This is a genomic window from Serratia proteamaculans (assembly GCF_946227095.1).
GTDB lineage: Bacteria > Pseudomonadota > Gammaproteobacteria > Enterobacterales > Enterobacteriaceae > Serratia > Serratia proteamaculans_E.
On record NZ_CAMISV010000014.1, the window covers coordinates 74220 to 88715 of the forward strand.

Annotated in this window: 12 protein-coding genes; 4 read left to right on the forward strand and 8 right to left on the reverse strand. The window is 54.4% G+C overall.

Annotated elements, in window-relative coordinates:
* Positions 1 to 91: 91 nt before the first annotated feature.
* From OC597_RS22430 to OC597_RS22455, 6 genes are all read right to left on the reverse strand, one after another.
* Positions 92 to 1051, reverse strand: a complete 960-nt coding sequence (locus OC597_RS22430; protein WP_261259988.1) for a sugar kinase — start codon at positions 1049 to 1051, stop codon at positions 92 to 94.
* 6 nt (positions 1052 to 1057) lie between these two features.
* Positions 1058 to 1810 carry a sugar phosphate isomerase/epimerase family protein gene (locus OC597_RS22435; protein ID WP_262210534.1) on the reverse strand — a complete coding sequence of 251 codons (753 nt, stop codon included), beginning with the start codon at positions 1808 to 1810 and terminating at the stop codon, positions 1058 to 1060.
* A 184-nt stretch (positions 1811 to 1994) separates the two neighbouring features.
* Positions 1995 to 3011 (reverse strand): LacI family DNA-binding transcriptional regulator, encoded by a 1017-nt coding sequence (locus tag OC597_RS22440; protein ID WP_261260070.1) that lies wholly within the window; start codon positions 3009 to 3011, stop codon positions 1995 to 1997.
* A 138-nt stretch (positions 3012 to 3149) separates the two neighbouring features.
* Positions 3150 to 3812 (reverse strand): OmpA family lipoprotein, encoded by a 663-nt coding sequence (locus tag OC597_RS22445; RefSeq protein WP_085115192.1) that lies wholly within the window; start codon positions 3810 to 3812, stop codon positions 3150 to 3152.
* Between the two features lie 268 nt (positions 3813 to 4080).
* Entirely contained in the window at positions 4081 to 4539 is a 459-nt protein-coding gene (locus OC597_RS22450; protein WP_261260068.1) for an N-acetyltransferase, read from the reverse strand.
* Positions 4515 to 5078 carry a DNA-3-methyladenine glycosylase I gene (locus OC597_RS22455; RefSeq protein WP_261259985.1) on the reverse strand — a complete coding sequence of 188 codons (564 nt, stop codon included), beginning with the start codon at positions 5076 to 5078 and terminating at the stop codon, positions 4515 to 4517. Before OC597_RS22455 ends, OC597_RS22450 begins: the two co-directional genes overlap by 25 nt.
* Positions 5079 to 5274: 196 nt before the next feature.
* Here OC597_RS22455 and OC597_RS22460 point away from each other — a divergent pair, with 196 nt between their 5' ends.
* The gene (locus OC597_RS22460; protein WP_261259984.1) at positions 5275 to 7263 is read left to right on the forward strand and encodes an autotransporter outer membrane beta-barrel domain-containing protein; all 1989 of its coding nucleotides are present in this window, start codon (positions 5275 to 5277) and stop codon (positions 7261 to 7263) included.
* A gap of 847 nt (positions 7264 to 8110) precedes the next feature.
* A complete protein-coding gene (locus OC597_RS22465; RefSeq protein ID WP_262210536.1) occupies positions 8111 to 8857 on the forward strand; it encodes a helix-turn-helix transcriptional regulator in 747 nt (248 codons plus the stop codon).
* Here the strand turns inward: OC597_RS22465 and OC597_RS22470 are convergent.
* Positions 8816 to 9475, reverse strand: a complete 660-nt coding sequence (locus OC597_RS22470) for an acyl-homoserine-lactone synthase (protein ID WP_261285769.1) — start codon at positions 9473 to 9475, stop codon at positions 8816 to 8818. The genes OC597_RS22465 and OC597_RS22470 overlap by 42 nt on opposite strands.
* Positions 9476 to 9839: 364 nt before the next feature.
* Positions 9840 to 11183: an MFS transporter gene (locus OC597_RS22475; RefSeq protein ID WP_262210538.1), complete on the reverse strand. Its 1344-nt coding sequence runs from the start codon at positions 11181 to 11183 to the stop codon at positions 9840 to 9842.
* 262 nt (positions 11184 to 11445) lie between these two features.
* Here OC597_RS22475 and glyQ point away from each other — a divergent pair, with 262 nt between their 5' ends.
* Positions 11446 to 12360, forward strand: coding sequence for a glycine--tRNA ligase subunit alpha (gene glyQ, locus OC597_RS22480; protein ID WP_012004542.1), 915 nt, complete (start codon positions 11446 to 11448; stop codon positions 12358 to 12360).
* Between the two features lie 9 nt (positions 12361 to 12369).
* A complete protein-coding gene (gene glyS / locus OC597_RS22485; RefSeq protein ID WP_262210540.1) occupies positions 12370 to 14439 on the forward strand; it encodes a glycine--tRNA ligase subunit beta in 2070 nt (689 codons plus the stop codon).
* Positions 14440 to 14496 lie beyond the last annotated feature (57 nt).

Genomic DNA, 14496 nt, shown 5'->3' on the forward strand with positions numbered 1-14496 from the left:
ATTCCTCAGTGTTCTCTCAACGCGTCCTGGTTGTAGGGCCAGAGGTACACGTCATGCAGAGAAGTCGGTTAACCGATTATGTTTGTTATATTTATTCAGCCAACGCCGCGCGGGTCGGCAAGCCTTCGCTGTCACCGATCGCCTGGATCGCCAGCGAGCCGATTTTGTTGCCGCGTTGCACCGCCTGTTTCAGCGTTTTGCCTTCCAGCAGGGCGCTAATGGTCCCGACGGCAAAACCGTCTCCCGCCCCCACGGTATCCACCACGTTGCTGACTTTGACGGCCGCGACAGTCGCCTGATCGCCAGCCGCGGTTTTAAACCAGGCGCCGTCCGGACCGGTTTTGATGATCACCGCCTGTACGCCGCGTTCCAGGTAAAAATCGGCAATGCCTTCCGGCGTTGATTGGCCGGTGAGGATTTGCCCTTCTTTCAGCCCCGGCAGCACCCAGTCGGCGGCAAACGCCAGCTTATTCAGCTGTTCGATCATCACCTGTTGGCTGGACCACAGCACCGGACGCAAATTGGGATCAAACGAAATGGTTTTGCCCATCGCCCGCATTTCACGTGCGGCGTGGTGACACAGCGCCAGCGACTGGCCGGACAGGGCCGCGGCCACGCCACTCAGGTGTAGATGGCGAGCGGAACCGAAGTAATCGCGGTTGAAATCGTCCACTGAAAGATGGCTGGCTGCCGAGCCTTTGCGGAAATATTCCACACTGGGATCGGTACCATCGGTGGTTTTAGATTTGATCTGAAAACCGGTCGGGTAATGGCCGTCTACCGTCACCTGCTGGGCGTTAATGCCTTCTTTTTTCAATTGTTGCAGGGTGAAACGGCCGAAAGTGTCGTTGCCGACGCGGCTGACCCAGCCGACGTTCAGGCCCAGGCGTGCCAGACCGATCGCCACGTTCAGCTCGGCACCGGCAATGCGCTTGGTGAAGGTTTCTACTTCCGCCAGGTCGCCGGTTTGGGTTGCCACGAACATGGCCATGGCTTCACCCAGAGTGACGACGTCCAATTGTGCGCTATGCGCGCTTGTCAGCATGGTCATGATGTTTTACTCCGCGCGCAACAGGTTAACGTAGTAGTGGGTTACCTCTTCCAGACTGTCGCCCTGCAACGGGAATTCAATGCCGCGTGGCGCATCCAGTGGCAGGCGGGTCAGCAGCTCACGCCATTTACCGTCACTGTCATCCAGCGCCACGGCGCGCCAACCGCGCAGGCCATGGGTGGCGGCTTTAACGTGGACATAGCTGACGTGGCGAGCCAAACGCTCGGCAGCGGCGAAGGCGTCTTGCCCCACCCAGTGCCAGTTGGCCATATCGAAAGTCATGCTGACCGGCAAACGGTTATCTTCCGCCGCGTGGAAAAAGGCATTGAGCAGCGACAAAATGCCGCAGTCCGGGGTCTGGTCATTTTCAACCACCAGGCTGACCGGATGCTGCTCCAGGGCCACTTTCAGTTCGGTAAAATCGAAGCCCGGCTGGTAGTGGCCCAGGGATAATTTTAACTGGCGTGCGTTCAGCGTCTGGGCTTCCGCCAGCAGCGCCGGCAGGTTGGGGTTCAGCGTATGCTGTGGGGTAAACAGGGCTTCTGGTGCGGAGTAAACGACGAACAGGTGCTGCTGTTCAATGGCCTGAGCCAATGCCGGCAGGTTCTGTAGTTCCTGGGCAGTGAACAGTTCGCGGCGGATTTCTACGCCGTCGGCGCCTGCACCGGCGATGATCGGCAGTAAAGCGGCCTGGCCGCCGAGCTGCTGGACAGTATCGGTGCCGTAGGCACCGGTCACCACGATAATTTCTCTGATCATTTTTTTGCTCCTGAGGTGGTGTTATTCCCACCGCTGCTGTTAACCACACGTTAAATGGTACCGGTTCCAGGCGAAAGCGACAGAGTGTAAAAATATGATCGCAATCACGAACCTGAGCAAAAAATAGTCTGAGTAGGGCGTTGGAGGAGCGCCGCAAGCCGCGCTCCTGCCGGGGAGAAGGGAATTATCGGGTGGTAGAGCCGCGCACGATCAGTTCGCCGGGGAACATTTGTTCGCTGATTGGTGTACCCAGGCCCTGAATGCGTTGCACCAGTTGCTCAAGTGCGGCATGGCCCATTTGATAGGTGGGCTGTTTCAGGGTGGTGATGCCCACCCCGGCCAGTTCGGCCCATTCCAGCTCGTCAAAACCCAACAGGCCGATATCGCTGCCCCACTGAATACCCAGGCGACGCATGGCGCGCGCCACCTGCAAGGTCAGGGCACCGTTGGCGGAAATCACTGCCTTGCGCATGCCGCGATGACGGGTGCTGAAATCACCGATCACGGCTTCCAGTTGCTTAACGTCGTTAAGCGGTGTTTCGGCCTGTTCGGCCAACAGCCCGGCATGTTGCGCCATGGTTTGGTTGAAGGCATGCAGCCGTTCCAGCCGGGTATTGACCGTGCCGATCGGCTCGCTGAGAAACAGAATGGCTTCGAAACCCTGTTGCAGCAGGTGTTCCGTGGCAATCGTCGCCGCTTCATGATTGTCGAGACCGACCACGTCGCAGGCGAAATCGTGAATTTTTCGGTCGATCAGCACCATTGGCAGCATCGATTGTTGCAGCGTCGACAGCGCCTCTTCACGCATGCCAACCGCGTTGACTACGATACCCTCAACCCGGTAGCTGCTGAGCAGTTGCAGGTAGTGCTGCTCCTGATTGACCTCGTTATTGGTATTACACACCAGCAGGGTAAAGCCGTGTTGACGGCAGGCCGCTTCGATGCCGCGCATCACGTCCACCGAGTAGGGATTGGTGATATCGGCGATGATCAGGCCAATCAGTCGCGTCTGTCCGCCCTTCAGGCTGCGTGCCATCTGGCTTGGCCGGTAGTCGAGCTGGAGGATCGCCTGTTCGATACGCTGTTTGAGATCGTCAGAAAGCAGGTGCTGCTCACCATTCAAATAGCGCGATACGCTGGTTTTACCGGTCTTGGCGGTTTTCGCCACATCGCTGATGGTGGCTCGCCCCGAGGCGCGTATTGCCTTAACACTGCTCACAGCCGATCTCCCCTGTGGTTAATTGCCAAGGAGACTAACACACCCGACGCGGAGCCGGAATGTTGAATGGCAGAGTGCCGGGGGAATAAGAAACGGCGGGGCATCGCGCCCCGCACGGGATTACTGCAGCGGGCTGAGAGTGATCTCAACGCGGCGGTTTTGCGCCTTGCCTTCAGCGGTGCTGTTGGAGGCGATCGGGTTATCTGGACCGGCACCTGAGGTACGAACGCGGTTGGCCGCTACGCCCTGGGTGATCAACGCGCTGCCAACGCCGTCGGCACGTTGCTGCGACAGGGTCATGTTCAGCGCACGGGAGCCGGAGCTGTCGGTGTAGCCGATCACGTTAACCGCGGTTTTCGGGTACTCCTTCAACACCATGGCCACGCCGGTCAGGGTGTTGGCACCCGCCGGTTTCAGGGTGGCGCTGCTGCTGTCGAAGGTGACGTTGTTTGGCATGTTCAGCACGATATTGTCGCCCTGACGGGTCACGCTAACGCCGGTGCCTTTCATTTTGTCGCGCAGTTTGGCTTCCTGAACGTCCATGTAATAACCGGCACCGCCGCCCAGTGCTGCACCGGCTGCTGCGCCGATCAGTGCGCCTTTGCCGCGGTCTTTTTTCGACGAGGACAACATGCCGACGCCTGCGCCCAATGCCGCGCCGATCCCTGCGCCAATGCCGGATTTACCGGCTTCAGATTCCCCGGTGTATGGGTTGGTGGTACAGGCTGACAGCGTGAGCGCCAGGCTCACCGCGCCGGCAATAATCGCAATGCGTTTTTTCATGTTTTATCCTTTGTGGCATCAAAATCTGTGTGCGTCAGTCCAAGCTGGGGGACGCTAAAAAAACCGTTGGCCGCCTGGCATGCCAGATTGCGGCGCTACTATGACGCGTATCCTCTCCGGCAGTTCCGGAAAAAAACGTGACAAATTATAAGCGGCTCACGGGCTGCGCCTGTTATCCGGCAAAACGGAGGGGAATACCATGCAGCGGAATCTGAATTGAACGCACCCCGGTGCGGGATGCGTTTTTTTTAGCCAAAAGTGACAGAAATCAAACGGGGGAAGCCCAGTTCATGATCAGCGTATAGGCTTGAGTTTCTTCATTTAACAAGCGCTGGGTCACCTGAAAACCCTGCTTGTGGTAGAACGCGCAGGCGCGCAGATTCTGCTGATAGACCTCCAGGCTCAGCCGGGGGTAGCGCTGTTGGACATGCGTCATCAGTGCCTGGCCGACGCCACGGCCGTGAAACGCCTGGTCAACAAACAGCGCGCCAATAAAGCGTTGATCCAACACGCTGATAAAGCCGACGATCTCCCCTTCATGCCAATAGGCCCAACTGTGCGCTCGCGGCAGGTAATTCTCCCGTACCAGCGTTGCGCTTTCCAGCCAGTAGCTTTCCTTCACGAACGGATGGGCAGCGATGGTACTGGGCAGCCACAGGGCCATCAGCCGCGGCAGATCGACCGGCTGACAAGGGCGGATCGCTACGGCTTTGGGTAGCAAAGGCAGCCCGTCAGATGATCGTTCACCAGCCCGCTGGCCTGCATAAAGGCGTAACAGGTGGTAGATCCGATAAACTTGAAGCCGCGTTTTTTCAGCGCCTTGGACATGGCGTCTGAGCGTTCGGTTTTGGCCGGTACCTCGCTCAGTTGTTGCCAGCGGTTGAGCAATGGCTCGCCGTCGACAAAGGTCCAGATAAAGCTGACGAAATCTTCCCCAGCGGCTTCCATCGCCAGATAGGCCCTGGCGTTGGCGATAATAGCTTCGATTTTGCCCCGGTGGCGGATAATGCCGCTGTCCTGCAGTAGCGTTTCCACCTCTTGTTCGCTGATGGCTGCCACCCGCTGCGGATCGAAATTGTGGAAGGCGCGACGGTAGTTCTCACGCTTTTTCAACACGGTGATCCACGAAAGCCCGGCCTGCTGTCCTTCCAGACAGAGCATTTCAAACAGTTCACGCGGTTCGGTGGTCGGTGCGCCCCATTCCTTGTCGTGATACTCGAGATATAACGGATCTGCCGTCACCCAACCGCAACGTTCATTGACCATAATGACTGTCCTTGTGCTGTGTTTATTTACAGTAAGCATCGCCCGAAGTGGTGAACTTGGCAAGCCCCTGATTGTTTTATCATCAGCCGGCTTGACGTGGCGAAAAAGCCAGCAATATTTACTAGATGGCCGGCACTAAAAAAAGGCCAATGATAAAGCGGTTTTCCTTCATTTGCTGGCTCTCTGGAGTCTATTCATGCCTCTAAAAATAACTCGTATGCCCCGCCCGGCGGTGCTTGCAGTGGCGATATTATGCAGTATGACCACCCCGGTGCTGGCCTATGACCAACTCTATGTCTTTGGCGACAGTCTGAGCGACACCGGCAACAATGGTCGCTTTACCTACGACAGCAATAAACACCTGTTGTATGACGAAGTTTTGGCGCAGCGCATTGGTGCGGCGCTGGTGGCCTCGGACAACGGGGGCGACAACTATGCCGCCGGTGGTGGCGTGGCAGTGCCGACGCTCAACCCGGCGGATAACACTCAGGATCAGGTCCAGAGCTATCTCAATCGGGTCAATGGCCGGGCTGACGGTGACGGACTGTATATTCACTGGATTGGCGGCAACGATCTGGCGGCGGCGGCGTTAAACCCGACAACCGCGCCGGGTGTGGCCTACAACAGTGCCGCAGCAGCCGCTGCGCAGGTTCACTCTTTGCTGAACGCCGGTGCCGGTACGGTGATCGTCCCGACGGTGCCGAATATTGGCTCGACGCCGCAACTGATGGAGCTGATTATCCAGCAGGCGCTGACTCCGGTGCAAAACGCGGCGGTACAGGCGGCCTACGCCACCCTTAATTCACTGGCTACGCCGGATAACGACTCGCGTACCCAGGCCATCCACCAGGCGCTGACGGCGGCGGCGGCGCAGGGTAGTGCGATCCCGCAGGTGCAGCAGGCGATTGCGGCACAGCTGATTGCCGCCTTTGACAACCTGAGTGCTCAGGCCGGGCAACTGACCGATTTTTACAACCAGAGCGAAGACCACCTGCTGGCGCAGGGCAGCGGTAATATCGTTCGGGTCGACGTAAACAAACTGTTTAGCGAGGCGATTGCCAACCCGGCACAGTTTGGTTTTACCAATACCGCCGGTATGGCCTGTCCGCCGGGCGTCTCTTCCGCCGTGTGCAGTTCTGCCACGCCGGGTTTTGACAGTAGCCAATCCTATCTGTTTGCCGACCATTTCCACCCCAGCCCGCAGGCGCATCAACTGATTGCCGATTACATTCAGGCGGTACTGGACGGCCCAGCGCAGGTGGTGGCGCTGAATCAGGCGACGGCGGCCATGGCGCGCGACAGCCGCGCCACCCTCGACAGCCGTTTCCAACAGCTGCGTAATGGTGACAACCCGCAAGGCGCGCTGGGCGTGTTCGGCGGTTATGCCGGGCAACACTATGACTATTCTTCCAATTTGGCCGCCGGTGACGGCAATGCCACCACCCATAATCTGACGGTTGGGGTGGATTACCAGTTGACCGATGGTTGGTTAATTGGGGCGCTGATTTCCGGCTCCAATGACGATCAGCAGCCCTCTAGCCGCTACGACTATAAGGCGCGTGGCCTGCTGTTTTCGGCCTTTACCGCCCTGGATGTGTTTGAGCACGGCTGGGTGAATGCCGATTTGCATTACGCGACGATGGATTACGATGATATTCGCCGCAGCATGCAGCTTGGGGCGTTAAACCGCACCGAAACCGGCAGCACCGACGGCAAACAGTGGGGCGCACGGATCACCGCCGGTTACGACTTCCCGGTGACCTCTTACCTGACCACCGGTCCGATGGCGCAGTTCGCCTGGGATTACAGCAATGTCTCCGGTTACAGTGAAGACGGCAACGACAGCACTGCCATGCGCTTTAACGACCAGACCTACCATTCGCAGATTGGTGCGCTGGGCTGGCGATTGGACAGCAACTTCGGCCTGTTTAATCCGTACGCCGAGGTGAGTTATCAGCATCAATTTGGTGATGATGTTTACCGGGCTGGCGGCGGGCTGAAATCCACCCAGACTTCTTTCACCCGCGACAGCGCCAATCAGGATAAAAACTGGGTGGATGTGACGCTGGGGGCGAACATGCCGTTGACCGATCAGGTGGCAGCGTTCGCCACCGTTTCACAGACCGGTGGCCTGAGCAGCGGCGAACAGTTTATGTATAACGTCGGCGTCAGCGCTCGGTTCTGATGGGTTGATATCTATCTCAGGGCCCTGAGATCGGGCCCGTAACCGATACAGATTGGTGCAATGAATCGTAGTTATAACGATGACGTACCTGACATCTGCATGACAGCATATTGATAATGGATGGCTGAAAAGTGCGAGTTTATTTATGAGGGATTAACCGATTTGCTACGGCTTATTGGTGGTACTGGGTGGGTTGAAACCAACGCTATAATGCGGTAATCACCGCTCTCCATATGAGAAAATACAGCGTGTGACTGTACTTTAGTACAACTATCATTCGAGTTTGAAAGACTTTATTGTTACCCCAGAAAAACAAGACACACATTACAAAAAAAAAACTGATCCTGAATCAGGATCAGATAGCCAATTTGGCCAACACCAGGGAAATAATATTTAAATATTATTGTTTTCTATATTTTGATTGTCAATTTCTTTCTTTCACCCTGTCATTTGATGGGGTGAGGAAGTTATTGGTTTTTTGCCCTTGATAGCGAATGGTTTGCTTCTCTTCGTATTTACTCGTAATGCCTGCCTGGATATGTAGCTCCCTTGTTTATTTTGTTATTAAAATTAACATTTCAATCATCTGAATGCTTTGGCAGTTAATAATCGGAATTTCTCCTTGTTTACCCAGATTTGCAAAGTGTTCTGGTGATGATAGCCGGGCTTTTAATCTAATTAAATTAACGCACCGTGATTAACTTTGTTGTGTAAATAAAGTTGAGTGTCGTTTTAAATTATCTTTTTGGATCATATTATTTGGCGGCTTTCTCAGTTATGCCATAAGTCGTTTTTATGTTATACTTTTTATTTATGATGGACTTTCATTTTTCAAGGAGACGATTGAGTGTCAAATTCATTCTTCAATAATGAAATTATTAACACCTCCATAAAAAACGATTTGGAAGCTAAGCTTAGCGAATATAGTAATGTGAAGTACGCCTATGCCATAATGAATAAAAGAAATCCGGCGAATTTTGCGATAATTTCGAACAGAACGGAATGGTTTGAGTTTTATACAGATAATAACTATCAGTTTATTGATCCGGTTCTGATTACTGCCTCACGTCGCATTACACCTTTCTCTTGGGATGAAAATATAATGATTGACCCAGGGTTAAAGCTGCCAAGAATTTTTGACATGGCGAAAAATTATAATGTAGTTAATGGCTATACATTTGTGCTGCACGATCATAATCATAATTTGGTGGTGCTATCTATCATGATTGATAAGCATTGTGACGATAATATAGAAGAGAGAATAACGACTAACCAAGACAAACTCCAAATGCTGTTAATTACTACGCATGATAAACTCACTACGTTTTACAAGGAAATCAATAGCCCCACCTATTTTGACAAAATGAATAATAAAGAAATATTCTCGAAGCGAGAGAATGAGATAATTTACTGGGCAAGCATGGGGAAATCCTATCAGGAGATTGCATTAATCCTGGGGATCAAACTCACCACAATAAAATATCATATTGGTAATGCTGTCAAAAAACTGGGGGTTACAAACGCCAAGCATGCTATCAGGCTAGGCGTTGAGCTACAGCTCATAAGACCCGTGCTGCCTGACGCGGAAGGCTAATGGCCAGGCGTCGCGATCCGGAGTTAAGCCAGGATGGGCCAAGTTGATGCGATCGATCAATATCTGCTGGTTACGATCGTCAACCGGCATATAAATAAGATAGATACGCTGGTTTTTCTCTGACTGTCCTTGCTCGACCACAGATATTTCCCAACCGGATCTTTGGAAGATAATTAGCATGGGGTGGCTAATAATGGCATAGATCCCCTGGTAACCGTAATTTCTTGCATAATTTATCATTGATAAAAATAGTATTGAACTGATGGGTTTATTTTGCAGTTTCAACGTCTGCACACGTTCTTTATCGATAAAGAGTCTGCTGGCTTCTATGTAATTACCTTCCGGAATTTCTATTTTGTTAAAATAGGATTTAAACGTGCCGGTAATCATATTATTATATTTTGTTTCTATAAAACGCAGGCTGCAGACTACCATGTTGTCATACATGCCAAACAGATAGGTAGTATGATTGTTATCATACTCGTCAAATTCCATGTTATTTTCACAATTCACAATCCAGTCGAGACGATCCTTAAATGTTCTCTTTCTTAAAGAGAATAATTCTTTCGATCGGTTATCCGACAGTAGATTGTAATCTACATCAAAAACTTCTATCATTTCTACATCTTCCATAATCGAATTTTAAATTTAATTACGTCTTGCAACATTGTTAATGTGCGATAGGTAATCCTACCAGAGTCAAGTCGGCAAGTAAATTTTTAGCCTTAGAGATAAATGATTGATAGATGCTTGTTATAATCGAGAGTTTCTTTCCTGTTGATAAGGATTATTTTAATCTTTGCATCGTTTGTTTACTAATTATCCCTGCAATGTTTCACCTGAGGATATTTTTATAAGCACTATTATTGCCGGTATGTTATCAATCGCGTAGATAATAGATTCGCTATTGTCGGCTGGTAGCAAAATTAACTTAACTCGACATACGTTAATCTGACGGCATCCTTGCCTCATGGTTTTGTTGTTATCGCTGCGCTGCGTGCTGAATACCACTATGGTTCACAAGCGAGCTGTCGGCCCCGATCTTTCTTTCCGGCTGCAGCAAGGTCATGCACAGCATGCTGCAGAAAGACACCACGGCGGTGGCTAGGAACATGGCGCCATAGCCGTGGTGTTGTGCCAGCCAGCCGCTCAGCATCGGTGCGGTGATCGAGGCAATATTGGCAATCGCCAGCGTCATACCGCTGTAGGCGCCTACTGAAGCCTTCGGTGTGACGTCGATCACCACCGACCAATACACATTATTCACCAGTGCATTCAGCGCGTTACCCAGTGTCATCAGCAGAATGATTTCGGTCGGCGTGCTCATAAAGGGGATCAGCAGGAAGCAGGTGCTGGTCAGCAGCAGCGTGACTGCCGCAAACAGATTACGGGCCAGCCGCAGGTTACCGAAGCGTCTCAGCAGCGCATCGGCGATGCGACCGCCGAGCAGAACGGTGAAACAGGCACCACTCCACGGGATCATCGCCACATACCACAGCGAGTGCAGATCGTAATTAAAGGTGTCTTGCAGGTATTTGGGCCCCCAGGTGACCAGCACAAAGGTGACATAGAGGAAAGAGAAGTAACCCAGGGCGTTAAACACCAGCGTACGGTTGGTGAAGAAAGCCCACCACGGCAGACGTGGTTGTTGACTGTCTGCGTCCTGATCGGCGCTGATGGCTGCCAGTTCGGCTGCGTTGACTTCCGGATGCTCTTGCGGCGTGTCGGTGAAGAAGCGGGCAAACAGCAGAATGGCGATCAGCGAGAACAAACCCAGCAAAATAAACATGCTGCGCCAGTCATCGGTCAGCAGTAGCAAACCCACCGCCAGCGGCGCGGTCAGCAGCGATCCCACCTGGGTGCTCAGCAGCCCGATGCCCAGCGAAAACCCGCGCTCTTTACGCGGTGCCCAGTTAGCGATGGTTTTGTTCATCAGCGCATAGGCCGGGCCTTCGGCAAAACCAAACATGATGCGCAGTGCGGCGAAACCCATGATTGCCGAGCCCCCGAACAGTGCTACCCCCAGCTCACCCGCCCAGGCGGTGGCGATCTCCAGCAGCGACCACAGTGCCCCGGCGATCAGCCAGACCTTTTTGGTGCCGACGCGGTCGGCCAGGAAGCCTCCGCACAGCGAACCAAACAAATAGCCAAAGCCGAAGTAGCCGAGTACGGCACCCAGTTGGGCTTTGTTGAAGTTGAATTCACGGGAGATATCGTTGGCGGCGAAGGAAAGCGCACCGCGATCGACGTAGTTGATCAACGCAATAAAGAACACCATGGCAAAAATACGGTAGCGATAGCGGCTGTCGGTTAAGGCGGTAGTCATCAGCGAACCTCCTGAAATGTTGATTATCAGGACGCTAGCAAGGTTAGTGCCACTCTCGGCGGCCAGGGAGGGCAGGGGTTCGTTATGTGTCCGCAGCGTGAAACCGTGCCATGCGGGCGCATTTGCCCCATTTCAGTGCGTAAAAACACCGCGCTTCTTTGATGATTCGCACTTGTTGCCGGATTCGGGCTGTATATCTTACGGTCAACGGGTATACTGGCGCATCCCATTTAAATCCACTTGTATCGCGTGCGAATTCAACATGCAAAAGTTTGATACCAAGACCTTTCAGGGCCTGATCCTGACACTGCAGGACTATTGGGCGCGCCAGGGCTGCACCATCGTTCAACCATTGGACATGGAAGTCGGCGCGGGAACCTCACACCCGATGACCTGCCTGCGCGCACTGGGCCCGGAGCCTATGGCCACCGCCTACGTGCAGCCATCCCGCCGTCCGACCGACGGCCGCTACGGTGAAAACCCGAACCGCCTGCAACATTACTATCAGTTCCAGGTGGTGATTAAGCCGTCACCGGACAACATTCAGGAACTGTACCTGGGCTCGTTGAAAGAGCTGGGTCTGGATCCGACCATTCACGACATCCGTTTCGTAGAAGATAACTGGGAAAACCCGACGCTTGGCGCCTGGGGTCTGGGCTGGGAAGTGTGGCTGAACGGCATGGAAGTGACGCAGTTCACTTACTTCCAGCAGGTTGGCGGCATGGAGTGCAAACCGGTAACCGGCGAGATCACCTACGGTCTGGAACGTCTGGCGATGTATATCCAGGGCGTGGACAGCGTCTACGATCTGGTGTGGAGCGACGGCCCGCTGGGTGTGACCACCTATGGTGACGTGTTCCACCAGAACGAAGTGGAGCAGTCTACTTATAACTTCGAATACGCCGATGTGGACTTCCTGTTCTCCTGCTTTGAGCAGTACGAGAAAGAAGCCCAGTCGCTGCTGGCGCTGGAAAAACCACTGCCGCTGCCGGCTTACGAACGTATTCTGAAGGCCGGCCACACCTTCAACCTGTTGGATGCGCGCAAGGCGATCTCGGTGACCGAGCGTCAGCGTTATATTCTGCGTATCCGCACGCTGACCAAAGCCGTTGCCGAGGCCTACTACGCTTCTCGCGAAGCGCTGGGCTTCCCAATGTGCAAAAAGAACAAGAGCTAAGAGGCAGCCATGACTCAACAGACTTTCCTGGTGGAAATCGGCACGGAAGAGCTGCCGCCGAAGGCTCTTCGTTCACTGGCAGAAGCTTTTGCCGCGAATTTTACCGCCGAGCTGGATAGCGCCAACCTCGAGCACGGCGAAGTGAGCTGGTTTGCCGCTCCGCGCCGTCTGGCACTGAAAGTGGCTGATTTGAGCGCTGCGCAGGCCGATCGCGAAGTCGAAAAACGCGGTCCGGCCATCGCCCAGGCGTTTGACGCCGAAGGCAAGCCAAGCAAAGCGGCCGAAGGTTGGGCACGCGGTTGTGGTATTACCGTCGATCAGGCCGAACGCCTGGCGACAGACAAAGGTGAATGGCTGCTGTATCGCGCCCATGTTAAAGGCCAATCCGCGCAAGCGCTGCTGGCAGGCATGGTCAGCCATTCTCTGGCCAAGCTGCCGATCCCGAAACTGATGCGCTGGGGCGATTCCGAGGTGCAGTTCGTGCGTCCGGTGCACACCGTGACGATGCTGCTGGGTGCGGAACTGATCCCGGGCACCGTGCTGGGCATCGATTCCGCCCGCACTGTTCGCGGCCACCGTTTCATGGGTGAAGCCGAGTTCACTATCGACAATGCCGACCAATATCCGCAGATCCTGCTGGAGCGCGGCAAGGTGATCGCCGATTACGAAACCCGTAAGGCGATGATCAAGCGTGACGCCGAGCTGGCTGCGCAGAAAATTGGCGGTAAAGCCGATCTGAGCGAAAGCCTGCTGGAAGAAGTGGCCTCGCTGGTCGAGTGGCCGGTGGTGTTGACCGCCAAATTCGAAGAAAAATTCCTGGCGGTGCCGGCTGAAGCGCTGGTGTACACCATGAAGGGCGATCAGAAGTATTTCCCGGTGTATGACGCCGCGGGCAAACTGATGCCGAACTTTATCTTCGTGGCCAATATCGAATCCAAAGATCCGCAGCAAATCATCTCCGGTAACGAGAAGGTGGTGCGTCCGCGTCTGGCCGATGCCGAGTTCTTCTTCAACACCGACCGCAAAAAACGTCTGGAAGATAACCTGCCGCGTCTGGAAACCGTGCTGTTCCAACAGCAACTGGGTACCCTGCGCGACAAGACCGATCGTATTCAGACGCTGGCGGGCTGGGTTGCCGGCCAGATTGGCGCCGATGTTAATCACGCCACCCGTGCGGGCCTGCTGTCGAAGTGTGATCTGATGACCAACATGGTCTTCGAATTCACCGACACCCAGGGCGTGATGGGCATGCACTATGCGCGTCACGACGGCGAAGCAGAAGACGTTGCCGTTGCGCTGAATGAGCAGTACCAGCCGCGCTTTGCCGGTGATGCACTGCCGGAGTCGCTGGTGGCCTGTTCGCTGGCGATCGCCGACAAGATGGACACCCTGGCCGGTATTTTCGGCATTGGGCAACATCCGAAAGGCGACAAGGACCCGTTCGCACTGCGCCGTGCTGCACTGGGCGTGCTGCGTATTATCGTTGAGAAAAACCTGTCGCTGGATCTGCAGACCCTGACCGAAGAGGCCGTGCGCCTGTACGGCAGCAAGCTGACCAATGCCAAGGTGGTCGACGAGGTGGTCGAGTTTATGCTGGGTCGCTTCCGCGCCTGGTATCAGGAAGAAGGCCACGCTGTCGACACCATTCAGGCGGTGTTGGCACGTCGTCCGACCAAACCGGCAGACTTTGACGCTCGCGTTAAAGCCGTGACCCACTTCCGTACGTTGGAAGCGGCAGCAACGCTGGCTGCGGCCAACAAACGCGTTTCCAATATCCTGGCCAAATCTACCGATACGCTGAATGACCGTGTACATGCCTCGGTATTGAAAGAAGCGGCGGAGATCCAGTTGGCGACCCACCTGGTGGTGCTGCGCGATAAGCTGGAGCCGTATTTTGCGGCAGGCAACTATCAGGATGCGCTGGTGGAACTGGCTGACCTGCGTGAGCCGGTCGACGCGTTCTTCGACAACGTCATGGTGATGGCAGAAGACGACGCGGTGCGTGTGAACCGTCTGACGCTGCTGAGCAAGCTGCGTGAGCTGTTCCTGCAGGTAGCGGATATCTCCGTGCTGCAGTAAGCGGTTCTGCTGTGAGAAGGCGCCTTAGGGCGCCTTTTTTATTGCTGTTGCCGCAGT